The organism is Allobosea robiniae (assembly GCF_900102525.1).
Lineage (GTDB): Bacteria > Pseudomonadota > Alphaproteobacteria > Rhizobiales > Beijerinckiaceae > Allobosea > Allobosea robiniae.
This window is the reverse complement of record NZ_FNBZ01000001.1, coordinates 1,048,055-1,071,779: the sequence shown is the minus strand read 5'-3', so window position 1 is coordinate 1,071,779 and position 23,725 is coordinate 1,048,055. Positions and strand designations below refer to the sequence as shown.

Sequence of the window (23,725 nt, the reverse complement as noted above, 5' to 3'; positions counted from 1 at the left end):
AAGGCCATGCGCGACATGAATGGCATGGCCGCCACCGCTCGCCATTGCCGCTCGCGGCATTGGCGATAAGCTGCCCGCATTGTCCCATCCGGAACGAATGCGAGTGAGCTGATGAGCGCCCTGACCCCCGAGGAGAAGAAGGTCACCGAGTGGCTGGCGAGCCGCAAGGAGGGCATGGTCGCGCTGCTGCGCGAGCTGGTCGACACCGACTCCGGTTCCTATGACAAGGCCGGCGTCGACCGGGCCGGCGATGTCGTCGCGCGCTTCCACAAGGCGAACGGGCTCGATGTCGAGATCGTGCCGGATAGCCGCTTCGGCGACGCGGTCCGTGCACGCTTGCCCAATCCCACGGCCAACGACCAGCGCCCGGTCATGCTGCTCGGCCATCGCGACACCGTGTTCCCGCAAGGTGAACCGACCCGCCGACCCTTCACCATCAAGGGCGGCCGCGCCTATGGGCCGGGCGTCGCCGACATGAAGGCGGGCGTCATGATCTCGGCCTTCGTCGCTGCCGCCTTCGCCGAATGCGGCGGTCTGGCCGCACCGCTGCTGATGCTGACGACCAGCGACGAGGAGATCGGCTCGCCGTCCTCTCGTCCGGTCATCGAGGCGGCGGCCCGCGAGTCGCGCTGTGTCTTCAATGCCGAGCCCAGCCGCCTGCCGGCCGGCACTGAATTCGCCAGGGACCAGAAGCAGTCGGTCACCAGTGGCCGCAAGGGCGGCGTCTTCATGCGCGCCGAGTTCACCGGCAAGCCCGCCCATTCCGGCGCGAATTACGAGAAGGGCGCCTCGGCCATCGTCGATCTCGGCCACAAGATCCCGAAGCTTCAGGGCCTCACCGATCTGGAGAAGGGCATCACCGTCAATGTCGGCCTGATCGGCGGCGGCCAGACCGTCAACACCATCGCGCCCAGCGCCTGGTGCGAGATCGACCTGCGCTATGTCACCGCCGCCCAGCGCGACGAGATGGTCGGCAAGATCAAGGCGATCATCGAGAAGCCCGAGGTTGCCGGCACCAGCGCCGTGCTCTCGATCAAGGGCGAGTTCCTGCCGCTGGAGCGCTCTTCGGATTCTGCCGCGCTCTACGACACCTATCGCGAGGCGGCTTCCGCCTTCGGCATCGGCGTCACCGCGGAATTCACCGGCGGCTGCGCCGATTCCGGCTTCACCGCCGCGCAGGGCACTCCGACGCTCTGCAGCGTTGGCCCGATCGGCGGCATGGCCCATACGCCGGACGAGTTCCTGGAGGTGGAGAGCATCGTCCCGGCCGCGCAGGTGCTGGCGCTCGCCGTGATGCGTGCTGCCGCCAAGGTGGAGTGACGGAGCTCAGCGGCAGAGCAGGTCGATCTTGCGGCTGAGCGAAGGTTCGTCCTCGCTCAGCCGGTCGGTCAGCACGTGCAGCCAATTGAAGCCGACCCAGAGCTCCAGCCGGTCGTCGATCTCTTCCGGCGAAAACTCGCCGCGCTCGGCGGCGCGCACGAACATTCGGCGCGGTGAGGCGAGGCGTTCCGGCATGAACTTGAAGCGCAGCGCGGCAAGCGCCTCCGCGCTGGTCTGCGCCTCGGCGATCAGTCCGCGGAAAACGCGCCCCGCCGCATCCTCACGCCAGAAGCGCCAGAGATCCCTGGTGTAGCGCAGCAGGTCGGCGCGCAACGAGCCTTCATCCGGGACGGGAATGGCGGCGTCCTTTTCGACCCCGTAGATCGCGATGAAGAGCTCGGCCTTGTTCGGCCACCAGCGATAGATCGTCGGCTTGCCCGCGCCGGCGCGGCGGGCGACTTCCTCGATCGAAAAGCCGGCATAGCCTTTCTCGGCTAGCAGCTCCCGCGCCGCCGCCTTCACCGCGGCTTCCGTCTCGGGACTGCGGCGAGCGCCGATCGAGGCCCGGCGCTTCGGTTTTGGCTCCATCCTATCGAACTCCTCGCACGGGCCGCTCGCTCCTTGACATAACGAAACGGTCCGTTTAGTTCAACAAATAGAAACGGAACGTTTCGTTACGTGGAGAAGCTTGATGGCTCTGTCTTTCCTGTCGCGCCTCGCCTCGCGTCTGCGCTTTCTGGTTGTCGCGACCCTGGGCGCCTATGCCGCGATCAATCTTGTGCTGGCCGCGTTGGCGCCCTTCACCGCGGGTTGGCCCATTTTCGGCGTCACGGCGCTGGCCGTGCCGCCCATGGTGCTGGCGATGGTCTACGGGGTGATCCCGGTCGCCTTCCGCTTTGGCGCGCCGCGTTGAAGGGCCACGGGCCCGGAGGGCAGGCCCGCTAAGCAGATCGCCTCAGAACGCCTCTTCCCAGTCCCGGCTCAGGCGCATCGCGCAGTTGATCAGGCCGACATGCGAATAGGTCTGCGGGAAATTGCCCCAGAGCTCGCCGGTCTTGAGGTCCGCATCCTCCGAGAGCAGGCCGAAGCTGTTGCGCCGCTGCAGGATGCGCCCGAACAGCTCCTTCGCCTCCTCGCTGCGTCCGATCGCGTTCAGCGCGTCGACATACCAGAAGGCGCAGATCAGGAAGCCGGTATGCATGTAGCCGAAATCGTCCTGCGTGGCGTAGCGCAGCAGGAGGTCGCCGCGCTTGAGGTCGCGGCCGATCGCCTCGACCGTGGCGACGAAGCGGGCATCGTCGGCCTTGACGAAGCCGAGTTCGGCGAGAAGCAGCAGCGTCGCATCGAGCTCTTCGCCGCCGAAGGTCGAGACGAAATGGCCCTTCTGCTCGTTCCAGATCTGCTCGGCGATGGTGTTCTTCAGGCGCTTGGCCTCGCCTTTCCAGTACTCCTTCCGGTCGGCGCGCCCGAGCGTGCCGGCGATGCGGGCGAGCCGGTCGCAGGCCGCCCAGCACATCACGCTCGAGAAGGCGTGCACCGCCTCCTTCTCGCGCAACTCCCAGGGGCCGGCATCGGGCTTGTCGAACACGGCGATGGCGATCTCGCCCATGCGCTCGAGCTGTCCGAACAGCGTCTCCTTGCCGGGCTGGATCAGGCGGCGGTCGAAGAAGGAATGCGTCGCCGCCAGCACGACCGCGCCATAGCCGTCATTCTGGATCTGCACGGCCGCGCCGTTGCCGAAGCGCACCGGCTGGTGCCCGCGATAGCCTGACAGGTTCTTCGCCTCGAACTCGGTGAGCGAGCCGCCTCGCGTGATCGGATAGAGCGGCGGCAGATGCTCGGCCCCGCTCTCGGAGAAGGTGTCGACGATATTGGTGATGAAGCCGAGATAGTCCTCCATCGTCCGCGTCGTGCCGAGCCGGTTCAGCGCATGGACGACGAAATAGGCGTCGCGCAGCCAGCAATAGCGGTAGTCCCAGTTGCGTTGCGTGCCCGGCGCCTCCGGGATCGAGGTCGTCAATGCCGCGACGATCGCGCCGGTCTCCTCGAAGGAGCAGAGCTTCAGCGTGATCGCGGCCCGGATGACTTCCTTCTGGTACTCGAACGGGACGGAGAGCGAGCGCACCCAGTCGCGCCAGTAGTCGGTGGTCTTGTCGAGGAACTCGCGCGAAGTCGTCTCGATCTCGGCGCGCAGCGCCTCGTCCGAGCCGATGAAGAAGGAATAGGCCTGGTCGACGGCGAAGGGCGTGCCCTCGACGACATAGGAAAGCGGTGCGTTGGTCGTCAGCCGGATCGTCTGGTCGGCGCCGACGAAGCGGACATGGTTGGAGCCGCGCGTCATCTCGTCGGGCTCCTCGCCGATGCCGAGGCAGGGCCTGACGAGGACGCGGATGCGCGGCCGGCCCGAGACGCGCCGGACCCGCCGCACCAGCTGCGGCGGCCGGAAGAAGCGCTCGTAGCGCACGAAGCGCGGTGCGAAATCGAGGATCTCGATCGCATTGCCCTGGTCGTCGGAGAGCACGGAGGACAGGATCGCGGTGTTGTCGAGATAGCCCTGCTCGCACCGGGTCATGCCGACGAGCTCAATGGCGAAGACGCCCTTTTCGGGCTCGGCATCGCCGTCCTCGGCCTTGTTGTCGATCAGCGAGCAGAAGACGGGGTCGCGGTCGAAGCGCGGGAAGCAGCCCCAGACGATGCGGGCGCGGCGGTCGACAAGGGCGGCGATCGAGCAGTTGCCGATCACGCCGAGGTCGAGCGAGGCGGAGTGCTGCCCCGCGGTCGAAGTCGTTACGGTCATGATCAGTCCTGCTTGAAGCTGGAAGCGGTAAGATGGCCACCTTCGGCGGCTTCGAGAAGGATATGCCGCAGGGCGGTCGGCGAGGCCAGCCGGCAGGTGGCATGGCTCTCGCGGTCGGCGCCGATGCGGACCGAGACGCCGCCCATGGCGTTGACCGCCTCGAAGCCGTCCTCGTCGGTGATGTCGTCGCCGATGAAGACCGGGATGCGGCCGGCATAGACCGGCGTCGCCATCAGCCAGGCGATGGCACTGCCCTTGCTGGCGCCGGCGGGAACCAGCTCGGCTACGGCTTTGCCTTCCTGCAGGCGCATGCCCGGCCCCAGCTTCACGGCGATGCTGCGCATCAGCGCCAGGGCCTCGGCCTCCAGCGAAGGCGCCAGGCGCCAGTGCAGTGCGATCGAGATGCGTTTGTCCTCGACGATGATGCCGACATGGCTGTTGGCGAAGCGTACGAGATCGCGCAGCGCCCCATGCATGCCCTCATGCGTATCGGCCTGCGAGCGGATCTCGCCGTCAACGCGGATCTGAGCCCCGTGCAGCCCGGCGATATCGAAGCGGTGCGGTGCAAGGACGCCGTCGAGGAAGCCGATCGGCCTGCCGGAGACGAGCGCCAGCGCACCGCCGAGCTGGGCACGCAGCGCCATCAGCGCCGGAGCCACCCGTCGGTCGAGATGCACGTCCTCCGGTGAAGGGGCGATTTCCACGAGCGTTCCGTCGAAATCCAAAAAAAGAGCGATCTCGCTGCCCGGGGAAGCGATCTCATCGGGCCTTGAGGCAGTATCGGGTTCGATCAATATCGTCATCGTTTCGTATCTGGGCAGAGAAGGCGGCAGAAGAGCGGCCAAGCGACCAAGGACATCCTTTTCTGTCCTGTCGCCTAGCCATAGCTGCGTCGAAAATAGAGGTCGAGGGGTTGCCTCGATCTGTCGAAAGCCTACCATGTCGTCGCGATTTCACCGCACGGCTGCCACAGCGCTGCCATGTGACCGCGTCCGCACCACGGAAACATTACGCTTTCGGAAGCGTTCTGTTCCTGCCGCCGATGGCGAAATGCGGGCGGCCCCTGCCGGAGAATGCGAGTTTATGCGTCTTGTCATCGTTTCCAATCGCGTCACGATTCCCGATCGCCATGAAAAGGTGATGGCCGGGGGGCTGGCGGTCGCCCTGCGCGAAGCGCTGGAGCAGCGCGGCGGTCTGTGGTTCGGCTGGAGCGGGGCGGTCAGCGAGGGCGCGCCGGCGCCGGTCAGGCAGGTCGAGCATGGCAATGTGACCTATGCCGTGACCGATCTGAGCGAGGCCGAGCGCCAGAGCTACTATCTCGGCTTCTCGAACCGGGCGCTCTGGCCGCTGATGCACTATCGTCTCGGCCTCACCGAGTTCCAGCGCAGCGACTATATGGGCTATCTCGGCGTCAATCGGCGCTTTGCCCGCGCGCTTGCCGGGCTGATCAAGCCCGACGACATGATCTGGATCCATGATTACCACCTGATCCCGCTGGCGGCGGAACTGCGCCGGCGCGGCGTCACCAACCGCATCGGCTATTTCCACCATATCCCCTGGCCGGCGGCCGAGATCATGGGCGTCTTGCCGTTCAGCGCGACGCTGATCCGCACCATGGCAGCTTACGACCTTGTCGGGATGCAGACCGAGGTCGATGCGCGCAACCTGATCGACGGACTCGTCTCCCTTTGCGGCGCCCGCTCCGACGGCAGGCGCGTGCGGCTGGGCCCGCGCGAGACCACGGTGCGGGCCTTCCCGATCGGGATCGATGTGGAGGGCTTCCGCCGGCTCGCCGCCGCCTCCGCCCGCCAGGCGACGACGCCGCTGCGCGCCACGCGTGAATCCCTCGGTCAGCGCAAGCTCGTCATCGGGGTCGACCGGCTCGACTACTCCAAGGGCATCGTCCAGCGGCTGGAGGCGTTCGGCGAGTTCCTGCGCGACCATCCGGAGGAGCGCGGGCGGGTCAGCCTGCTGCAGATTGCCCCGCCCTCGCGCAGCGACGTGCCCGAATATGCGGATCTGGATCGCCAGTCCGACGAAGTTGCCGGCCGTCTCAACGCCCAGCTCGGCGAATTCGACTGGACGCCGATCCGTGTGGTCAAGAAGGCCTATTCGCGCAAGGCGCTGGCCGGCTTCTACCGCCGCGCCCAGGTCGGCCTGGTCACGCCGATGCGCGACGGCATGAATCTCGTCGCCAAGGAATATATCGCGGCGCAGGACCCGGCCGATCCGGGCGTGCTCGTGCTCTCGCGCTTCGCCGGCGCGGCCCAGCAGATGAGCGAGGCGCTGATCGTCAATCCCTTCGATTCCCATGAGGTGGCGGAAGCGATCCGTACCGCGCTCGCCATGCCGAAGACCGAGCGCATCCGCCGCTTCGAGAAGCTCTACGCCATCATCGCGGCTACCGATATCGACTGGTGGACGCGGCAATACCTGCTGGCCCTGTCCGGTGAGGCCGGGGCGGCCGAGGCATTGGCCGTGGGTAAAGAGCGCAAGGAACCACGTGCCGGTGCGCGGCGGACGGGCCGGGGCGAGACATCGGCCGCGGCATCGGCTGCCCCGGAAGCCGGTGTCCGCAAGATGTCGGCAGGATCGCGCCGGAAGCGGAGTGCCGCCGAGGCCTCTCATCTCGTTTTGGTGCGGCCCTGAGACTTGGGCCTCGAGCCCAAAAACGACGGAAATCTTGGGGTGATGCTACGGACCCTGTTCGCGGCCCTTGCCGAATAAGGTCTTTGGTCGCTAGAAGGCAGCATGACCGGAGTGGGCGACTCAGGTCTGGACAGGCATCGTATCGTCGATGGCTGAGGAGGCGGGCGGAGGGCTGAGATCGATGCGAGGCGCTCTCGGAGGACCGGGCGTTCTGTTGCGCCGTCTCCGCGAGGTCATGGCGGCATCGATCAGCCCGCAGGAGCGGCTGGACCGTCTCGTCGTCCTGATCGCTGGCAATCTCGTCGCCGAAGTCTGCTCCGTCTACGTCCTGCGCGAGGACGGCTCGCTTGAACTCTACGCGACCGAAGGCCTCAACCGCGAGGCGGTCCACCTCACCACCATGCGGGCGGGCGAGGGCCTCGTCGGCCTGATCGCGAGCGAGGCCGAGCCGCTGGCGCTGTCGGACGCGCAGGCTCACCCTTCCTTCTCCTACCGTCCGGAGACGGGCGAAGAGGTCTACCGCTCCTTCCTCGGCGTGCCGATTCTGCGCGGCGGCGCCGTGATGGGCGTGCTCGTCATCCAGAATCGGGCCTCGCGGCTCTATTCCGAGGACGAGATCGAGACCCTTCAGACCACCGCCATGCTGATGGCGGAGATGATCGCGGCCGGCGGCCTCAAGTCGCTGGCGGCGCCCGGCGCCTCGATTGGCCTCGATCGTCCGATCCATGGCGTCGGCGTGGCGCTGGCCGATGGCGTCGGCCTCGGCCATGTCGTGCTGCACGAGCCGCGCGTCGCGATCACCAATCTCATCGCCGAGAATCCGGCTGCCGAGGTCGGCCGGCTCGAAGCGGCAATCGGCGAGATGCGGGCCTCGATCGACGAACTGGTCGAGCGCGGCGACGTCGCCCATACCGGCGAGCATCGCGACGTTCTCGAGACCTTCCGCATGTTCGCCCATGACCAGGGCTGGCTGCGCCGCATGCGCGAGGTCGTGCTGACCGGACTCACAGCCGAGGCGGCGGTCGAGCGCGTCCAGTCCGACACCCGCGCCAAGATGCTGCGCCAGACAGACCCCTATCTGCGCGAGCGGCTGCACGATCTCGACGATCTCGCCAACCGGCTGCTGCGCACGCTGGTCGGCAAGGCGAACGGCGTCGCCCGCGAGAACCTGCCGGAGAATGCCATCCTCGTCGCCCGCTCGATGGGCCCGGCGGCGCTGCTGGACTACGATCGCGCCCATCTGCGCGGGCTCGTGCTGGAGGAGGGTGGGCCGACCAGCCATATCGCGATCGTCGCCCGCGCGCTCGGCATCCCCGCCGTCGGCGAGGTCGTCAATGCGACCGCGCTGGTCGAGGCGGGTGATGCCATCATCGTCGATGGTCAGGCGGGCGAGGTGCAGATCCGCCCGCAGCCCGACGTCGAGAACGCCTACAAGGACAAGGCGCGGCTGCGCGCCCGCAAGCAGAAGCAGTACCAGAAGCTCAAGGAGCTTCCGGCCGTCACCCGCGACGGGGTCGACATCACCCTGCAGATCAATGCCGGCCTGATCGTCGACATGCCGAACATCGAGGCGACGGCCGCCTCCGGCATCGGCCTGTTCCGCACCGAATTGCAGTTCATGGTGGCGCAGCACATGCCGACCACCGCCGAGCAGCAGGCGCTCTATGCGGCCGTGCTGGAGGCTGCGGCGGAATTGCCGGTCACCTTCCGCACCCTCGATATCGGCGGCGACAAGGTGCTGCCCTATATGGAGCGGGTCGAGGAGGAGAACCCGGCGCTCGGCTGGCGCGCGATCCGCATCGGCCTCGACAAGCCGCGGCTGCTCCGGGCGCAGGTGCGCGCGATGCTGCGGGCCGGGGCGGGGCGGGATCTCAAGATCATGCTGCCGATGGTCGCGACCACCGAGGAGTTCCGCCGCGCCCGCATGATCATCCGTCGCGAGCAGGCCATGCTGGAGAAGCAGGGCGTTGCCCCGCCGCGCGATCTCAGGGTCGGCGTCATGGTCGAGGTGCCGTCGCTGTTGTTCGAGCTGCGGGAGATCGCGCGCGAGGCGGATTTCCTGTCGATCGGCACCAACGACCTCATGCAGTTCCTCTTCGCTGCCGATCGTGAGAACAAGCGTGTCGCCGACCGCTTCGATCCGCTCGGCGTCGGCGCCCTCAGGGCTCTCAGGCGTATCATCGAGGCTGCTGCCGAGACCGGCTGCCCCGTCACCGTCTGTGGCGAGATGGGCGGCAAGCCGCTGGAAACCATGGCCCTGATCGGCCTGGGCTATCGCGGCTTCTCGATGTCGGCCGCCTCGATCGGACCGGTCAAGGCGATGTTGCGCGCGCTCGACGCCGGCAAACTGCGCGAGCGCATGGACTGGATGCTGGCCTCTCCGGAAGGCGCCACCAATCTGCGCCCGCAACTGGCCGCCTTCGCGACCGAGTTCAAGGTCCCGGTCTAGCGACGCTGCTTTTGCAGCCGCTGCCGCTTTTCCCTTTTGTTTCACGAGTTCATTTGATGTCCCTCCAGCTCCCTCAGGATCGTCTCGACGTCATCGTGGCGCGCCATGCCGCCGCGACCGACGAGATCAATCATGCCACCGAGGCGGCGCGCACCGTCGAGCTCGCGAAGGAACTGGCCGAGCTCGATCCCGTGGTCGCGGCGATCGCCTCCTGGCGGCAGGCGCAGATCTCGCTGGACGAGGCGGAGGCGCTGATCGCCGATCCCGCGACCGATTCCGAGTTCCGCGATCTCGCCTATGAGGAGCGCGACATCGCCCGCGCCGAGATCGAGGCGCGCGCCCGCGAGATCCTCGTCGCCCTGCTGCCGAAGGATGCCGCCGACGAGCGCGGCGTCATTCTCGAGATCAGGGCGGGCACCGGCGGCGACGAGGCCGCGCTCTTCGCCGGTGACCTCCTGCGCATGTATCAGCGCCACGCCGCCCAGAAGGGCTGGAGCCTCGATGTCCTCTCCGAGAGCGAGGGCACGGCCGGCGGTTACAAGGAGGTCATCGCCGAGATCAACGGCCGCGGCGTCTATGCCCGTCTCAAGTTCGAATCCGGCGTCCACCGCGTTCAGCGCGTGCCGGATACCGAGGCGAGCGGGCGCATCCACACCTCGGCTGCGACGGTGGCGACGCTGCCGCTCGCCACCGATGTCGATGTCACCCTCAACGAGACCGACATCCGCACCGACACGCTGCGCTCCGGCGGCGCCGGCGGCCAGCACGTCAACAAGACCGAATCGGCGGTGCGCCTGACCCATATCCCGACCAACACCGTCGTTCTGGTCCAGGACGAGCGCTCCCAGCACAAGAACAAGGCGCGGGCCTATGAATTGCTGCGCGCCAAGCTCTTCGACATGGAGCGCCTGCGCATCGATGCCGAGCGCTCGGCGGACCGACGTTCGCAGGTCGGTTCGGGCGATCGCTCGGAACGCATCCGCACCTATAATTTCCCGCAGGGGCGCGTGACCGACCACCGCATCAACCTGACGCTCTACAAGCTCGACGAGATGATGCAGGGGCTGGTGCTCGACGAGATCATCGATGCACTCACGGCCGAGCATCAGGCGAAGCTTCTCGCGGCCGAGGGCATGGCGTGAGGCCCGCGCGATGAAACCAAAGCGCCCGTCCCGCGTTGTTGATGCATCGACACCAGCAAAGGGGGGACCCTCTCATGATCAAGATGTTCTCGACGATAGCGGTGACCGGGCTGATGGCGCTGGCGATGAGCGGCGTCTCGCAGGCTCAGGAGCGCACCTTCCGCAAGATGACGTCGGGCCAGCCGGCGGCTCTGCAGGGCGCGATGACGCAGTCGCAGGCGCGCAAGGCGTGCCGGACGGAGATGCGCGGCACGCGCGAAAGCAAGGCCTCGCTGAACAAGAAGATGATAACCTGCGTCAATCTGAAGATGCAGGGCAACTGACCTCCATTCGGGGAGGTGCGGAACCCGAAGCGGGTTCTGCGGGAAGCGTTCGAGGGGAGGGCGCCGTGCCGACCGTCTGGGAGGCGCGGCGCCATCTTGCGCAGAGCCTCCTGCGCGCGGGCTCGGCGAGCCCCGGGCTCGATGCGCGGCTGCTGGTCGAAGGCAGCCTGGGCGCCGACAATGCCGATCCGGATACGCTCCTGCCGGCGGAAGCACGCGCGCGGCTTGACGATTTCGCGGTTCGTCGCCTCGCGGGGGAGCCGGTCTGGCGCATTCTCGGCGAGCGTGAGTTCTGGGGGCTGCCGTTCCGTCTGTCGCCGGCGACGCTGGAGCCGCGCCCGGATAGCGAGACGATCGTCGAGGCGGCACTCGCGCAGCTTGCCGGCCGGCGCGGCGAGGAGCTGGCGCTGCTCGATCTCGGAACCGGCACCGGTTGCCTGCTGATCGCCCTGCTCAGCGAGTTGCAACAGGCGCACGGCCTCGGCATTGACCTGTCCGAGGAGGCCTGCCGGACCGCGGCTGGCAATGCCGCGCTCAACGGCGTCGAAGGCCGCGCCGCGTTCCAGCAAGGCAGCTGGACCGAAGGTCTCGCTGGCAGCTTCGATCTCATCGTCTCGAACCCGCCCTATATTCCCTCGGGCGAGATTGCGACGCTCTCCGTTGAGGTGCGCGAGCACGATCCGCTGCTCGCTCTCGACGGGGGCGCAGACGGGCTTGGGCCCTATCGTCTCTTGGCTTCATCCCTGCCGCCCTTGCTCGCGCCCGGCGGCATCGTCGTTTTCGAGATCGGAGCCGGGCAGGGGCCGGATGTCGTTGCGCTGATGCGGGCCGGCGGGCTTGAATTCAGTGGCAGCCGGAACGATCTGGGAGGGCATGAGCGGGCGTTGATCTTCACGCTCGCTTGATAATGCACAGGCTTTTGGTCGATTTCGCTTGGAGAAGCAGCCAAAACGAGCTAAGCAGCATCCAGCCGAAGCTGGTGGCGTCAGAGCCGAGCCTCTGGGCAGTTCCCGATCGTACAGGATTTGCTCGAGTACGGCATCGTTTGAGGGCGTGTTCCCGCAGCGATGCAACTGACAAGCCGGATGGAGCCCCGAAGGCGCGTGGCGCCGATCGGCTCATGGGGTTGAAACCCCCTTTTTGGAAAAGAGCGCGTGAAGACCAGGAACGGCGGATCGCCCCTTCAGGTCACCTTCGTCCGACACAGCGTCGCAACCCGCTGTGCATCGCAACGCGCATGACGGCACCACGGTTGCTTTGAACACAGAAGCGCGAGACAGACGCGAATGAGACCAGGTCAGAACCGGCGTATGCGCGGCCGCAACAATAGCGGTGGCGGCAACAATAACGGCAATCGCAAATCTCCCAATCCGTTGCAGCGTAGCTACGAATCCAACGGACCGGACGTAAAGGTTCGCGGCACGGCGCAGAATGTCGCCGAGAAATATCTCCAGCTTGCGCGCGATGCCCAGTCTTCGGGCGATACCGTTGCTGCCGAGAGCTATTTCCAGTTCGCCGAGCATTACTACCGCATCCTGCTCGCGGCGCAGGAGCAGATGGCTCAGCAATTTGGCCATTCCTTCCCGCCGAATCGCGCCTTCGTCGAAGACGCGGACGAGGGCGAGGAAGAGGGCGACGATGAGAGCCAGTCCTTCCAGCCTGGCGCCGGCCCGCAGCCGGAGATGCGCTCGAACGGCTATGCCAACGCCAATGGCTATAACGGCCATGGCGGTGGCCAGCGCAATGAGGGCGAGGGCGGCGAGGGTCAGCAGCAGGGCGGCCAGCGTTTCGACCGCAACAACCGCCGCGAGCGTTTCAACAACGACCGCAATAACAGCAACAACAACGAGCGTCGCTTCGATCGTCCGGATCGCGGCGAGCGTCGTTTCGACCGCAATGCCGAAGGCCAGGGGGCTCCCGGCGGTTACGCCCCGCGTCCCGATGCGCCGCGTTCCGACATCCCGGTCAGCGAGGGCGGTGCCGTCGAGACTGCTTCCGAGCAGGCTCAGGGCGAACAGCGCCGTTTCGAGCGTCCCGAGCGGGCCGAGCGCCCTCAGCGGGAGCGTCGCCCGCGCCGCGAGCGCGAGGTCGAGGCCGATGCGGGTGATGATGTCGCCGCCGCGCTGCCGTCCTTCCTGACCACTCCGGTGCGTGTCCCCGCGCCGGAGCCGGTCGAGGCCCCGGCCGTCGAGCCCGCTGCCGCGCCGGCAGAACCGGCTGCGGATGAGGCTGCGCCCAAGCGCACTCGCCGCCGCCGTTCGCCGCGCGAGGTCATGGATGCGCTGGGTTCGGAGACGGATGGTTCGAGCGAGTAAGCTGCTCCGGCATCATCGATCGAATATGGAAAAGGGCCCGTTCGGGCCCTTTTTCTTGTCTGGAATCTGCCGATGTTCCGAGAATGACGGCAGGCGGTATCAGGCGATGCCGAGCCGCGCCGGTGCCTCCGCGACCACCAGCCCGTCTCCTTCGCCGAGCGCGCCATCGGCGAGGACGCGGCAATAGATGCCGCAATCGACATGGCCGTAATTCTTCATCAGCGCCTTCGGGATCTGCATGTCGCGCGCGCCGGTCTCTGGGTCGACATTGGTCGCGGCGCAGCGCTCGATCCGCTTGATCACCTGCAGGCGCAGCCCGCCGGGGCCAGTCAACTCGCGGTCGACGAGATCGTTCTCCGCCCAGGGTGCAAGCCCGCTGACCATCAGGTTGCCGCGGAAGCGCAAGGGGTCGACCGGCTGCCCGAGGCGCTGTTCCAGGTCGGCGACGCTGGCGAGGTTGATGATCGAGACGAAACCCGAGCGCGAATCGGTGAAGCGATAGGTCGGCGGCGCCGTCAGCAGCTTCGGCTCGCCGCGCAGTTCCTCGGGCATGAAGCCGGAGAAGAAGCGGGCGATCGCGGCGTGGCCCTCGCCATTGGCGGTCGCCGCGCGCAGCACCTCCTGCCCGCCCTCGTGGATGACGAGATCGCCGCTGGCATCGTCGTAGCGAGTCTTCAGCCGGGCGAGCGACTCGTTACGCATCAGCATCAGGTACTTGATCTTGGGCTGGTGCACGGGCTCGGCCGCATCGAAGCCGGAAGGGCCGTTCTCGATGGCGAAGAGCCGGTCGCCGGGGAAATACCCGCCGGCCGAGAGCGCGGCGCGCTTGAGTCGTTCAGGCGAGAGGCCCTTCACGGGATAGCGATAGAGCGTTTCGATGCGCATGGTCGGGTCCCGTTCAGGCAAGGTCGCGGACCATAGCCTCGTCGGCCGGCCCTGACAGATCAAATCTTGTATCCGTTTCGATCAGCCGCCTGCATCGGCACATGGCAGGGAGATCGCGTCATTCGTCCTCGCCCTCGCTGACCGAACGCAGGCAACCCCAGCCGGCAAGGACGGCGTCGGTCTCCTCGGCGACGAAGAAACGGGCGGCGTCGCGATCGTAGCCCTCGCCGAGCAGGCGTTCGTAGTCGGTGTGGACGTGGCGGACATGGCTGCCGAGGGCGAGCCAGAGCGCTGTCGAGGGCGGCAGGTCCTTCATGTGGCGCCGCTCCGCCAGCGTCACGACGGCCTCGGCATCCGACAGCGGAATGCCGGGCGCCAGCGCCCTCAAGGCTTTCCGAATCGCCTGCTGTCGCTTGGTCCCGGCCATGCCCGATCTGCGCCTGCCGCTTGCGCCAGGTCAATTCTGGTACGGGCCTCTTCCGTTGCGCCAATGTCACACTATCTTGGAGGGCGAGGGGCGGCCCATCGCGGCGCCCCATCCTGATGAAAGGGCAGCAGGTTCACGTCGCTACGGGGCGCGGCCTGCGGGCGGAGATAGCTGAATGAATATCGAGAAATATACGGATCGGGCGAAGGGTTTCCTCCAGGCGGCGCAGACGATCGCCCTGCGCGAGGGCAACCAGCAGTTCACGCCGGAGCATCTGCTGAAGGCGCTGCTTGACGATAACGAAGGCATGGCGGCTGGTCTGATCGACCGGGCCGGCGGCCAGTCGCGTGTCGCGCTGCAATCCGTCGATCAGGCCTTGGCCAAGCTGCCGAAGGTTTCGGGCGGCTCGGGCGGTCTCAACCTGACGCCGGGCCTCGCCCGCGTCTTCGATACCGCCGAGAAGGCAGCCGAGAAGGCCGGCGACTCGTTCGTCACAGTCGAGCGGCTCCTGCTCGCGCTGGCGATCGAGAAGGACAGCGATGCCGGCAAGGCCCTGTCGAAGGCAGGCGTGACGCCGCAGGCGCTCAACGCCGCGATCGAAGCCATCCGCAAGGGCCGCACCGCCGATTCCGCGTCGGCCGAGCAGGCCTATGACGCGCTGAAGAAATATGCCCGCGACCTCACCGCCGCGGCGCGCGAGGGCAAGCTCGACCCGGTGATCGGCCGCGACGAGGAGATCCGCCGCACCATTCAGGTGCTGTCGCGCCGGACCAAGAACAATCCCGTCCTGATCGGCGAGCCCGGCGTCGGCAAGACTGCCATCGCCGAGGGCCTCGCGCTGCGCATTGTCAATGGCGACGTGCCCGAGAGCCTGAAGGACAAGGAACTGCTCGCGCTCGACATGGGCTCGCTCATCGCCGGCGCGAAATATCGCGGTGAGTTCGAGGAGCGGCTGAAGGCCGTGCTGACCGAGGTCTCGTCCTCGGATGGCGGCGTCATCCTGTTCATCGACGAGATGCATACCCTCGTCGGCGCCGGCAAGACCGATGGCGCCATGGACGCGTCCAACCTGCTGAAGCCCGCTCTGGCGCGCGGCGAACTGCATTGCGTCGGCGCGACCACGCTCGACGAGTACCGCAAGTACGTCGAAAAGGATGCTGCCTTGGCGCGGCGTTTTCAGCCCGTCTTCGTCGACGAGCCGACGGTCGAGGACACCATCTCGATCCTGCGCGGCCTGAAGGAGAAATACGAGCAGCATCACCGTGTCCGCATCACGGATTCGGCGCTGGTCTCGGCTGCGACGCTGTCGAACCGCTACATCACCGACCGATTCCTGCCGGACAAGGCGATCGACTTGGTCGACGAGGCCGGAGCACGGTTGCGCATGCAGGTCGACTCCAAGCCGGAAGAGCTGGATTCGATCGATCGCGAGATCGTCCGTCTCAAGATCGAGCAGGAAGCGCTCAAGAAGGAGAGCGATGCCGGCTCGAAGGAGCGGCTGAAGCGGCTCGAATCCGAACTGGCTGATCTGGAGACGCGCTCCGACACCATCACCACCAGGTGGAAGGCGGAGAAGGACAAGCTCGGCCACGCCGCGGAGATCAAGACCAGGCTCGACAATGCTCGCAACGAGCTCGCCCAGGCGCAGCGCAAGGGCGAGTATCAGCGGGCCGGCGAGCTCGCCTATGGCGAGATTCCGCAGCTCGAGAAGACCTTGGCCGAGGTCGAGGAAAAGGGCGACGATGCCGGCATGGTCGAGGAGGCCGTGACGCCGGACCATGTCGCGCAGGTCGTCAGCCGCTGGACCGGCGTGCCGGTCGATCGGATGCTCGAAGGCGAGAAGGAGAAGCTGCTCCGCATGGAGGAGGTTCTCGGCGCACGCGTCGTCGGGCAGCGCGAGGCTGTGGAAGCGGTCTCGACCGCGGTCCGCCGCGCGCGCGCCGGTCTGCAGGACCCCAACCGCCCGATCGGTTCCTTCATGTTCCTCGGCCCCACCGGCGTCGGCAAGACCGAATTGACCAAGGCGCTGGCCTCGTTCCTGTTCGACGACGACACCGCGCTCGTGCGCATCGACATGTCCGAATACATGGAGAAGCACTCGGTCGCCCGGCTGATCGGCGCGCCTCCCGGCTATGTCGGCTACGAGGAGGGCGGCGCTCTGACGGAAGCGGTGCGCCGCCGGCCCTATCAGGTCGTGCTGTTCGACGAGGTCGAGAAGGCGCATCCGGACGTGTTCAACGTCCTGCTGCAGGTGCTCGACGACGGCCGCCTGACCGATGGCCAGGGCCGCACCGTCGACTTCCGCAACGTGCTGATCATCATGACCTCGAATCTCGGCTCGGAGTTCCTGGTGAACCAGCCGGAAGGCCAGGACAGCGACGCGGTTCGCGACGAGGTCATGGGCGTGGTCCGCCACGCCTTCCGGCCCGAGTTCCTGAACCGGATCGACGATATCATCCTGTTCCACCGCCTGCGGCGGCAGGACATGGGTGCGATCGTCGACATCCAGATGGCCCGGCTCGCGAAGCTGCTGACCGACCGCAAGATCACGCTCGAGCTCTCGAAGGAGGCGCGCGACTGGCTGGCGGAGAAGGGCTACGACCCGGCCTATGGCGCCCGCCCGCTGAAGCGCGTGATCCAGAAGTCGGTGCAGGACCCGTTGGCGGAAGCGATCCTCGCGGGCGAGATCGTCGACGGCGAGGATGTGCCGATCACCGTCGGGCCGGGCTCGCTGATGCTGGGTTCGGTCGCGGCCGTGAAGGAGAAGCGGCCGGCCGGCGTCGCGCTGAACTGATCTGGTGGAGCGTCGCCTTCGGGCGGCGCTCTTTCGTCATGGTCGGGCTTGTCCCGACCATCCACGTCTTCCTGCGGGCAATGCGATGTTCAAGACGTGGATGTTCGCCACAGGGGCGAGCATGACGGCTGCGCCCTTCAGCCCCGCTTCAGCAGGAACACGGCCTGTGCGCCGAACAGGTTCCAGAACCACCAGGGCGCGTTGACGCCGACCTTGCCGCCGGCGGCGTCGAGCGCGACGGCGCGCTCCTTCTTGGCGCCGATCTGGTCGCAGAGCGTGACGAAGTCGCGGATCGTGCAGAAATGGATGTTGGGCGTGTCCCACCAGGCATAGGGCAGGGAGTCGGTCACCGGCATCCGCCCCTGGAAGAACACTTGGCTGCGCATCCGCCAATGCCCGAAATTCGGGAAGGAGACGATGGCGTGCCGGCCGATGCGCAGCATCTGCTCCAGCACGAGGCGCGGATTGCGCGTCGCCTGGATCGTCTGGGAGAGGATGACATAGTCGAACGAGTCGTCCGGGTAGTCGCCGAGATCGGTATCGGCGTCGCCCTGGATCACCGAAAGCCCGCGCGCCACGCAACCGGCCACGCCCTCGCGCGATAATTCGATGCCGCGCGCATCGACCTGCCGGCTTTCGGCGAGCAGCGCGAGCAGGGCGCCGTCACCGCAACCGACATCGAGAACGCGCGTGCCGGACTGCACCATCTCGGCGACGAGCTTGAGGTCGATGCGGTTGGTCTGGTTCGTGTCGCTGAAGGCCATGGTCTAGAGTCCGCGTGCCCGCGCCGCCGCGCCGATGAAGCCGCGCGTCGTGGCGAAGAGATTGGGCTCTTCCAGCAGAAAGGCGTCGTGCCCCTTGTCGCTTTCCAGCTCGACGAAGGAGACCGAGGCGCCGGCCGCATTGAGCGCATGCACGATCGCGCGCGAATCCGCCGTCGGGAACAGCCAGTCCGAGGTGAAGGAGGCCACGCAGAAGCGCGTCTTCGTGCCCGTGAAGGCCCGTGCCAGCACGCCGTCATGGTCGGCGGCGAGGTCGAAATAATCCATCGCGCGCGTCACATAGAGATAGGAATTGGCGTCGAAGCGTTCGACGAAGCTGAGCCCCTGATGGCGCAGATAGCTCTCGACCTGGAAATCCGCGTCGAAGGAGAAAGTCGGCGCCTCCCGGTCCTGCAATTTGCGGCCGAACTTGCGGTGCAGCGCCTGTTCCGAGAGATAGGTGATATGCGCGCCCATCCGTGCGACCGAGAGCCCCTTGGCCGGGCGCGTGCCCTCTTCGAGATAGCGCCCGCGCCGCCATTCGGGATCGGCCATCACCGCCTGCCGGCCGACCTCGTGAAAGGCGATGTTCTGGGCGGAATGCTTGGCGCCGGTGGCGAGCGGCAGTGCCGCGAACACACGGTTCGGATAGCTCGCCGCCCATTGCAGAACCTGCATGCCGCCCATCGAGCCGCCGGCGACACAGAACAGCGTCTCGATGCCCAGCGAGTCGACGAGCGCGGCCTGCGCCCGCACCATGTCGCGGATGGTGACGACCGGGAAGGACAGGCCCCAGGGCTTGCCCGTTGCCGGGTCGGTTGAGGCCGGTCCAGTCGTGCCGGTGCAGCCGCCGATGACGTTGGCACAGATCACGAAGAAACGGTCGGTATCGATCGGTTTGCCCGGCCCGATCATCGCCGTCCACCAGCCGCCCTTGCCGGTGATCGGGTTGCGGCTCGCAACATATTGGTCGCCGGTCAGGGCGTGGCAGACGAGGATCGCGTTCGATTTCTCGGCATTCAACGTGCCGTAGGTCTGGTAGGCGATCTGCCAATGATCCAGCACGACCCCGCAATCCATCAAGAGCGGTGTGTCGGGCCCGAAGCGCGCGACCGGGCTGGAGGGCTCGTTCGCCTCCTTCTGCGGATCGGCCAGGCTGGGGGAGAGGTCGCTCATGTCGTCCGCTTCGGCAGTAGGATTTGTCTTGCCGGTCCAGGCGTTCGGAAAATCGAACTCTAGCGATGCCGCGCCAAAGCGGTTCTGTCAACGCGGGACTGCGTGGCCGGCTTTGCCAAGGCGCGGCGGGAGCGCTAAGGAGCGAGGCCTTGCCGGAAAGCGCGTTGCCATGACCGAAGCCGCTCCTACGTCCCTCGCCGATCTCCGCGGTGAAATCGATCGCATCGACAGCGCGATGCATGCGCTGCTGATGGAGCGCTCGCAGGTCATCGAGACGCTGATCTCGATCAAGAAGACGCAGGCCTCCGGCTCCGCCTTCCGTCCCGGCCGCGAGGCCGACATCATGAAGCGGCTCGCGCTCAGCCATAAGGGACTGCTCCCGCTCGACACGGTCGAGAGCGTCTGGCGCATCATCATCGCGACCTTCACCTATGTGCAGGCAAACTACTCCGTTCATGCCGACATCTCCGGTGGCGATGCGGCGATGCGCGATTCCGCCCGCTTCCATTTCGGCTTCACCGTGCCGTTCATCACGCATGAGGATGCGCGCTCCGTCATCCGCGCTGTCGCTGAATCGGCGGGCGATCTCGGCATCTTCCGCATGGACCAGGGCGCCAGCGCCGGCATCTGGTGGAGCGACCTGATCGGGGCGGATGCGCCGAAGATCATCGCGCGGTTGCCCTTCGTCGAGCGGCCGAACCATCCCGCGGGAACGCCGGTCTATTGCATCGCCAAGCCATTGGCGGATGCCGCCGTGCGCGAGATCGTGCTCTATGCTGCTCGCGTCGAGCGCTGGTCTGAAAGCTTGCGACATGGCCTCGCCGAGCATCTGGCCGAAGTCTCGGCCTCGGCCGCCGACGGCTCGCATCTGTCGCTGCTCGTCGCTGCGTCCGGCGAGGTCGATCAGGCGGCGATCCGCCAGGCCCTCGTGCCGGCAGGCTTGAGCGACTTCGCCGAGATCGGCAGCCACGCCGCCCGCTTCTCCGTCAAATCCGCCCGCTGAACGGGCTGGCTTCCTGCTGCAAGGTCAATCGTCATGGCGACCCGTCCCACCCCGCGTCCCGGCGTCCTCGATATCGAGGCCTATGTCCCCGGCAAATCCGCCGCGCCCGCCGGCGTGAAGCTGCACAAGCTCTCCTCCAACGAAACCCCGCTCGGCCCGAGCCCGAAGGCGATCGCCGCCTTCGAGGGCCTCGCTGCCAAGCTGGAGCTCTATCCCGACGGCACCTCAACCAAGCTCAAGCAGGCGATTGCCGGCCGCTACGGCCTCGACCCCCAGCGGATCATCTGCGGCAACGGCTCGGATGAACTGCTGGAGCTCGTCACCAAGGCCTATCTCGGCGCGGGCGACGAGGGCATCTACAGCCAGTACGGCTTCCTGGTTTACCGCATCGCCATCCTTGCGATGGGCGGCAAGCCGGTCATCGTGCCCGAGAAGAACTATACGGCCGATGTCGACGGCATCCTCGCGGCGGTGACGCCGAAGACGAAGATCGTCTTCCTCGCCAACCCCAACAACCCGACCGGCACCTATCTGCCCTTCGACGAGGTCAAGCGCCTGCAGGCCGGCCTGCCGCCGCATGTCCTGCTCGTGCTCGACGCGGCCTATGCCGAATATGTCCGCCGCAACGACTACGCCTCCGGCATCGAACTCGTCGCCGAGAGCGAGAATGTCGTGATGACCCGCACCTTCTCGAAGATCTACGGTCTCGCCAATCTGCGCATCGGCTGGATGTACGCGCCGGCACACATCATCGACGCGCTCGAGCGTATCCGCGGGCCGTTCAACGTGAACGGCGCCGCAATCGAGGCCGGTGCCGCCGCTGTCGCGGACGAGGCGCATGTCTCCGCCGCCCTTGAACACAACGAGACATGGCTCGCCTGGACGACGGCAGAGCTGGAGAAGCTCGGCCTGACCGTCACGCCTTCAGTCGGCAATTTCGTGCTGATCCATTTCACGAAGACGGCCGGCAAGACCGCCAAGGACGCCGACGCCTTCCTGACCCAGCGCGGCCTCATCCTGCGCGCGGTCGGCGGCTATGGCCTGCCGGACGCGCTGCGCATGACCATCGGCTCCGAGGAGGCCAACCGCCTCGTCGTCGCCGCGCTCGCCGATTTCATCAAGGCGTGACCGAGATGGCGGAAAGCTTCGCGCCGCGCCGCTCCGAGCCGGTCTTCGCCCGCCTCGCCATCATCGGCATCGGGCTGATCGGCTCTTCGATCGCGCGCGCCGCGAAGGAATTGAACGTCGCCGGCACGATCGTGCTGGCCGATCGCGACGAGGCCGTCCGCAAGCGGGCGCGCGAACTTGGCCTCGGCCATATGGTGGCGGAGACGGCGGCGGAAGCGGCTCGCGATGCCGATCATATCATCTTCTGCGTGCCGGTCGGCGCCTGCGGGCCGGTCGCGGCCGAGATCGCATCCTCGCTGAAGCAGGGTGCGATCGTCTCCGATGTCGGCTCGGTCAAGGGCTCGGTCGTCGACGCCGTCTCGCCGCATCTGCCCGAGGGCGTCGCCTTCGTACCGGCCCATCCGGTCGCGGGCACTGAGAATTCCGGCCCCGATGCCGGCTTCCCGAGCCTCTTCCTCAACCGCTGGTGCATCCTGACGCCGCCCGAGGGTACGGACGCGGCGGCCATCGCGAAAACCCGCCAGTTCTGGGAAGGCATGGGCGCGCTGGTCGAGGTGATGAGCGCCCATCATCATGACCTCGTGCTGGCCGTCACCAGCCACCTGCCGCATCTGATCGCCTACAACATCGTCGGCACCGCCGAGGATCTGGAGGCGGTGACGCAGTCCGAGGTGATCAAGTTCTCGGCCGGCGGCTTCCGCGACTTCACCCGCATCGCGGCTTCCGACCCGACGATGTGGCGCGACGTCTTCCTGCACAACAAGGAAGCGGTGCTGGAAATGCTCGGCCGCTTCAACGAGGACCTCGCGCTGCTGACCCGCGCCATCCGCTATGGCGATGGCGAGACGCTGCACAAGCACTTCACCCGTACCCGCACGATCCGCCGCGGCATCGTCGCGCTCGGCCAGGAGAAGCCAGAGACGGAGAAGCTGCGTAAGGATTGACGGCTGCCGCACAGCGCCGTGTCAGGGTGATGTGCATGACGTCGAGATTGGCTTGCCAAGCCCGGCGCCTGCTGGTACAGCGCCACCCGTTGCCGCAATAGCTCAGCTGGTAGAGCACCTCATTCGTAATGAGGGGGTCGGGGGTTCGAATCCCTCTTGCGGCACCACTCTCCCCGACATCGCAGCGCGTCATCGCCATCGCTTCTGGTGGATGCCCGTCTCCGCACGCAGCCGAAGCGATGCGGCGCGCGCCGCCACAGCCGAACTCACTTCAATTGGCTGTCCTTGCTGCCGCGCCGGTTATAGCTGGATTGCGCCGCCGAACGATCCTGCCCGGACTGGCAGGAGACGCAGAGCCGGGCGCCTGGCATGGCGAGGCGCCGCGCTTCGGGAATCTCCTCGCCGCATTCCTGGCAGTAGATCTCGCCTGGGCCGTTTGGCAGCCGCGAGCGCGCCAGGCGAACTGCGTCCGTGATCGAGCCGTCGATCTGGTCCTGAACCGCTCCGTCCGGAGCCCATCCGCTTGCCATCACGCAACCTCCATCGCCACAAGATGGCCTTGGATGGCGGGAATTCCAAGAGTTGGGGGCGGGCTCAGGCGAAGCGCTTCGCCCCGGCAACGCAGAGCACGACCACGGCGGTCGCGGCGATCATCGTCCAGGCGATCGGCTCGCCGAGCAGCCAACCTGCGAGCATCAGCCCGAAGAACGGCTGCAAGAGCTGGAGCTGGCCGACGCTGGCGATGCCGCCGAGCGCGAGGCCGCGATACCAGAAGACGAAGCCGACGAGCATGCTGAAGACCGAGACGTAAGCAAGGCCGATCCAGGCCGGCGTGCCGATGCCTTGCCAGCTCGACGGCCAGAACAGCAGGGCGAGCACGGCCATCGCCGGTAGCGACAGCAGCAGCGCCCAGGAGATCACCTGCCAGCCGCCCAGACGGCGCGAGAGCGTCGCGCCTTCGGCATAGCCAAGCCCGCAGAGCAGGACGGCGCCGATCATCAGCAGATCGCCCGCCAGCGAGCCGCTGTCGCTGTTGGCAAGTGCGAAGCCTGCGACGGTCGCGCTGCCGATCCCCGAGAACAGCCAGAATACCGGCTTCGGCCGCTCGCCGCCGCGCAGCACGCCGAACAGCGCGGTCGCGAGCGGCAGCAGGCCGATGAAGACGATCGAGCGCGCCGAGGGGATATGCTGCAGGGCGAGTGCCGTCAGCAGCGGAAAGCCAAGGACGACGCCGAGCGCGACGATCGCGAGCGGGCGGATATCCGCGCGGCTAGGCCATTTCTGGCGCAAAAGCATCAGGCAGATCGCGCCCAGCAGGGCCGCGATCGCGGCGCGGGCTCCGGTCAGGAACAGCGGCGAGAAGCCCGCCACCGCGACGCGCGTCGCCGGCAGCGAACCGCTGAAGATCACCACGCCGATGAGCCCGCTGCCCCAACCCTTGCCACCCCAATCCCTGAACATCTGATCCGCTCTGCTGCTGTGCCGGAAGCCGTGCTCTATGCGTCCGCCCTCCAGAGCACCAGCGACAGACCGATACATTCATGGCAAACTGTATGGCTATGGATGGCCATACAATCAGCAAGGACGAAGACGGGGCGACTCGCACGGCAGT

21 protein-coding genes and 1 tRNA gene are annotated in these 23,725 nt (G+C 66.9%); 13 read left to right on the top strand and 9 right to left on the bottom strand.

The window, feature by feature from the left end; genetic code table 11:
• Window positions 1-111: 111 nt before the first annotated feature.
• Window positions 112-1,320: a M20 family metallopeptidase gene (locus tag BLQ70_RS04905; protein WP_091856010.1), complete on the top strand. Its 1,209-nt coding sequence runs from the start codon at window positions 112-114 to the stop codon at window positions 1,318-1,320.
• A 6-nt stretch (window positions 1,321-1,326) separates the two neighbouring features.
• Here the strand turns inward: BLQ70_RS04905 and BLQ70_RS04900 are convergent, their stop codons facing one another.
• Window positions 1,327-1,908 carry a TetR/AcrR family transcriptional regulator gene (locus tag BLQ70_RS04900; RefSeq protein WP_091856009.1) on the bottom strand — a complete coding sequence of 194 codons (582 nt, stop codon included), beginning with the start codon at window positions 1,906-1,908 and terminating at the stop codon, window positions 1,327-1,329.
• A gap of 103 nt (window positions 1,909-2,011) precedes the next feature.
• Between BLQ70_RS04900 and BLQ70_RS04895 the strand changes: the two genes are divergently transcribed.
• Window positions 2,012-2,233: a putative antibiotic biosynthesis monooxygenase gene (locus BLQ70_RS04895; protein WP_091856008.1), complete on the top strand. Its 222-nt coding sequence runs from the start codon at window positions 2,012-2,014 to the stop codon at window positions 2,231-2,233.
• A gap of 42 nt (window positions 2,234-2,275) precedes the next feature.
• Here the strand turns inward: BLQ70_RS04895 and BLQ70_RS04890 are convergent, their stop codons facing one another.
• Both BLQ70_RS04890 and otsB read right to left on the bottom strand, forming a co-directional pair.
• Window positions 2,276-4,117, bottom strand: a complete 1,842-nt coding sequence (locus tag BLQ70_RS04890; protein WP_061965179.1) for a glycoside hydrolase family 15 protein — start codon at window positions 4,115-4,117, stop codon at window positions 2,276-2,278.
• Between the two features lie 2 nt (window positions 4,118-4,119).
• Window positions 4,120-4,920 carry a trehalose-phosphatase gene (gene otsB, locus BLQ70_RS04885; RefSeq protein ID WP_061965177.1) on the bottom strand — a complete coding sequence of 267 codons (801 nt, stop codon included), beginning with the start codon at window positions 4,918-4,920 and terminating at the stop codon, window positions 4,120-4,122.
• A gap of 280 nt (window positions 4,921-5,200) precedes the next feature.
• Between otsB and BLQ70_RS04880 the strand changes: the two genes are divergently transcribed.
• From BLQ70_RS04880 to BLQ70_RS04860, 6 genes are all read left to right on the top strand, one after another.
• Window positions 5,201-6,766, top strand: a complete 1,566-nt coding sequence (locus tag BLQ70_RS04880) for an alpha,alpha-trehalose-phosphate synthase (UDP-forming) (RefSeq protein ID WP_091856007.1) — start codon at window positions 5,201-5,203, stop codon at window positions 6,764-6,766.
• A 181-nt stretch (window positions 6,767-6,947) separates the two neighbouring features.
• A complete protein-coding gene (gene ptsP / locus BLQ70_RS04875; RefSeq protein WP_061965175.1) occupies window positions 6,948-9,215 on the top strand; it encodes a phosphoenolpyruvate--protein phosphotransferase in 2,268 nt (755 codons plus the stop codon).
• Window positions 9,216-9,271: 56 nt separating this feature from the next.
• Window positions 9,272-10,357, top strand: coding sequence for a peptide chain release factor 1 (prfA, locus tag BLQ70_RS04870; RefSeq protein ID WP_091856006.1), 1,086 nt, complete (start codon window positions 9,272-9,274; stop codon window positions 10,355-10,357).
• A gap of 74 nt (window positions 10,358-10,431) precedes the next feature.
• On the top strand, window positions 10,432-10,680 hold the full coding sequence (locus tag BLQ70_RS25920) for a hypothetical protein (RefSeq protein ID WP_061965171.1): 249 nt from the start codon (window positions 10,432-10,434) through the stop codon (window positions 10,678-10,680).
• A 65-nt stretch (window positions 10,681-10,745) separates the two neighbouring features.
• Entirely contained in the window at window positions 10,746-11,585 is an 840-nt protein-coding gene (gene prmC / locus BLQ70_RS04865) for a peptide chain release factor N(5)-glutamine methyltransferase (RefSeq protein WP_244511900.1), read from the top strand.
• A gap of 381 nt (window positions 11,586-11,966) precedes the next feature.
• The gene (locus BLQ70_RS04860) at window positions 11,967-12,995 is read left to right on the top strand and encodes a DUF4167 domain-containing protein (RefSeq protein WP_091856004.1); all 1,029 of its coding nucleotides are present in this window, start codon (window positions 11,967-11,969) and stop codon (window positions 12,993-12,995) included.
• A gap of 99 nt (window positions 12,996-13,094) precedes the next feature.
• Here BLQ70_RS04860 and BLQ70_RS04855 read toward each other — a convergent pair whose 3' ends face one another.
• Both BLQ70_RS04855 and BLQ70_RS04850 read right to left on the bottom strand, forming a co-directional pair.
• A complete protein-coding gene (locus tag BLQ70_RS04855; RefSeq protein WP_091856003.1) occupies window positions 13,095-13,880 on the bottom strand; it encodes an MOSC domain-containing protein in 786 nt (261 codons plus the stop codon).
• 118 nt (window positions 13,881-13,998) lie between these two features.
• Window positions 13,999-14,307 (bottom strand): DUF2293 domain-containing protein, encoded by a 309-nt coding sequence (locus tag BLQ70_RS04850; protein ID WP_091856002.1) that lies wholly within the window; start codon window positions 14,305-14,307, stop codon window positions 13,999-14,001.
• 175 nt (window positions 14,308-14,482) lie between these two features.
• Between BLQ70_RS04850 and clpB the strand changes: the two genes are divergently transcribed.
• Window positions 14,483-17,101: an ATP-dependent chaperone ClpB gene (gene clpB, locus BLQ70_RS04845; protein WP_091856001.1), complete on the top strand. Its 2,619-nt coding sequence runs from the start codon at window positions 14,483-14,485 to the stop codon at window positions 17,099-17,101.
• A gap of 137 nt (window positions 17,102-17,238) precedes the next feature.
• Here clpB and metW read toward each other — a convergent pair whose 3' ends face one another.
• Both metW and metX read right to left on the bottom strand, forming a co-directional pair.
• Entirely contained in the window at window positions 17,239-17,865 is a 627-nt protein-coding gene (gene metW / locus BLQ70_RS04840) for a methionine biosynthesis protein MetW (protein ID WP_091856000.1), read from the bottom strand.
• Between the two features lie 3 nt (window positions 17,866-17,868).
• Window positions 17,869-19,038 carry a homoserine O-acetyltransferase MetX gene (metX, locus tag BLQ70_RS04835; protein WP_091855999.1) on the bottom strand — a complete coding sequence of 390 codons (1,170 nt, stop codon included), beginning with the start codon at window positions 19,036-19,038 and terminating at the stop codon, window positions 17,869-17,871.
• A gap of 169 nt (window positions 19,039-19,207) precedes the next feature.
• On the opposite strand from metX, the gene BLQ70_RS04830 reads away from it, so the two are divergent.
• The 4 genes from BLQ70_RS04830 (at window position 19,208) to BLQ70_RS04815 (ending at window position 22,280) form a co-directional block, all read left to right on the top strand.
• On the top strand, window positions 19,208-20,041 hold the full coding sequence (locus BLQ70_RS04830; RefSeq protein ID WP_091855998.1) for a chorismate mutase: 834 nt from the start codon (window positions 19,208-19,210) through the stop codon (window positions 20,039-20,041).
• Between the two features lie 27 nt (window positions 20,042-20,068).
• Window positions 20,069-21,169, top strand: coding sequence for a histidinol-phosphate transaminase (gene hisC / locus BLQ70_RS04825; RefSeq protein WP_091855997.1), 1,101 nt, complete (start codon window positions 20,069-20,071; stop codon window positions 21,167-21,169).
• Between the two features lie 5 nt (window positions 21,170-21,174).
• Window positions 21,175-22,113, top strand: a complete 939-nt coding sequence (locus BLQ70_RS04820; RefSeq protein WP_091856181.1) for a prephenate/arogenate dehydrogenase family protein — start codon at window positions 21,175-21,177, stop codon at window positions 22,111-22,113.
• Window positions 22,114-22,204: 91 nt separating this feature from the next.
• Window positions 22,205-22,280 (top strand) — tRNA-Thr (locus BLQ70_RS04815).
• Between the two features lie 99 nt (window positions 22,281-22,379).
• Here the strand turns inward: BLQ70_RS04815 and BLQ70_RS04810 are convergent.
• Both BLQ70_RS04810 and BLQ70_RS04805 read right to left on the bottom strand, forming a co-directional pair.
• Complete coding sequence (locus BLQ70_RS04810; RefSeq protein ID WP_091855996.1) at window positions 22,380-22,643, bottom strand: DksA/TraR family C4-type zinc finger protein; 264 nt, start codon at window positions 22,641-22,643, stop codon at window positions 22,380-22,382.
• 64 nt (window positions 22,644-22,707) lie between these two features.
• Entirely contained in the window at window positions 22,708-23,574 is an 867-nt protein-coding gene (locus BLQ70_RS04805) for a DMT family transporter (protein ID WP_091855995.1), read from the bottom strand.
• Window positions 23,575-23,725: the final 151 nt, after the last annotated feature.

Coding starts and splice junctions, on each gene's coding strand:
- BLQ70_RS04905 (WP_091856010.1), top strand. CDS start 112: ATGAGCGCCCTGACCCCCGAGGAGAAGAAGGTCACCGAGTGGCTGGCG.
- BLQ70_RS04900 (WP_091856009.1), bottom strand. CDS start 1,908: ATGGAGCCAAAACCGAAGCGCCGGGCCTCGATCGGCGCTCGCCGCAGT.
- BLQ70_RS04895 (WP_091856008.1), top strand. CDS start 2,012: ATGGCTCTGTCTTTCCTGTCGCGCCTCGCCTCGCGTCTGCGCTTTCTG.
- BLQ70_RS04890 (WP_061965179.1), bottom strand. CDS start 4,117: ATGACCGTAACGACTTCGACCGCGGGGCAGCACTCCGCCTCGCTCGAC.
- otsB (WP_061965177.1), bottom strand. CDS start 4,920: ATGACGATATTGATCGAACCCGATACTGCCTCAAGGCCCGATGAGATC.
- BLQ70_RS04880 (WP_091856007.1), top strand. CDS start 5,201: ATGCGTCTTGTCATCGTTTCCAATCGCGTCACGATTCCCGATCGCCAT.
- ptsP (WP_061965175.1), top strand. CDS start 6,948: ATGCGAGGCGCTCTCGGAGGACCGGGCGTTCTGTTGCGCCGTCTCCGC.
- prfA (WP_091856006.1), top strand. CDS start 9,272: ATGTCCCTCCAGCTCCCTCAGGATCGTCTCGACGTCATCGTGGCGCGC.
- BLQ70_RS25920 (WP_061965171.1), top strand. CDS start 10,432: ATGATCAAGATGTTCTCGACGATAGCGGTGACCGGGCTGATGGCGCTG.
- BLQ70_RS04860 (WP_091856004.1), top strand. CDS start 11,967: ATGAGACCAGGTCAGAACCGGCGTATGCGCGGCCGCAACAATAGCGGT.
- BLQ70_RS04855 (WP_091856003.1), bottom strand. CDS start 13,880: ATGCGCATCGAAACGCTCTATCGCTATCCCGTGAAGGGCCTCTCGCCT.
- BLQ70_RS04850 (WP_091856002.1), bottom strand. CDS start 14,307: ATGGCCGGGACCAAGCGACAGCAGGCGATTCGGAAAGCCTTGAGGGCG.
- clpB (WP_091856001.1), top strand. CDS start 14,483: ATGAATATCGAGAAATATACGGATCGGGCGAAGGGTTTCCTCCAGGCG.
- metW (WP_091856000.1), bottom strand. CDS start 17,865: ATGGCCTTCAGCGACACGAACCAGACCAACCGCATCGACCTCAAGCTC.
- metX (WP_091855999.1), bottom strand. CDS start 19,038: ATGAGCGACCTCTCCCCCAGCCTGGCCGATCCGCAGAAGGAGGCGAAC.
- BLQ70_RS04830 (WP_091855998.1), top strand. CDS start 19,208: ATGACCGAAGCCGCTCCTACGTCCCTCGCCGATCTCCGCGGTGAAATC.
- BLQ70_RS04820 (WP_091856181.1), top strand. CDS start 21,175: ATGGCGGAAAGCTTCGCGCCGCGCCGCTCCGAGCCGGTCTTCGCCCGC.
- BLQ70_RS04810 (WP_091855996.1), bottom strand. CDS start 22,643: ATGGCAAGCGGATGGGCTCCGGACGGAGCGGTTCAGGACCAGATCGAC.
- BLQ70_RS04805 (WP_091855995.1), bottom strand. CDS start 23,574: ATGTTCAGGGATTGGGGTGGCAAGGGTTGGGGCAGCGGGCTCATCGGC.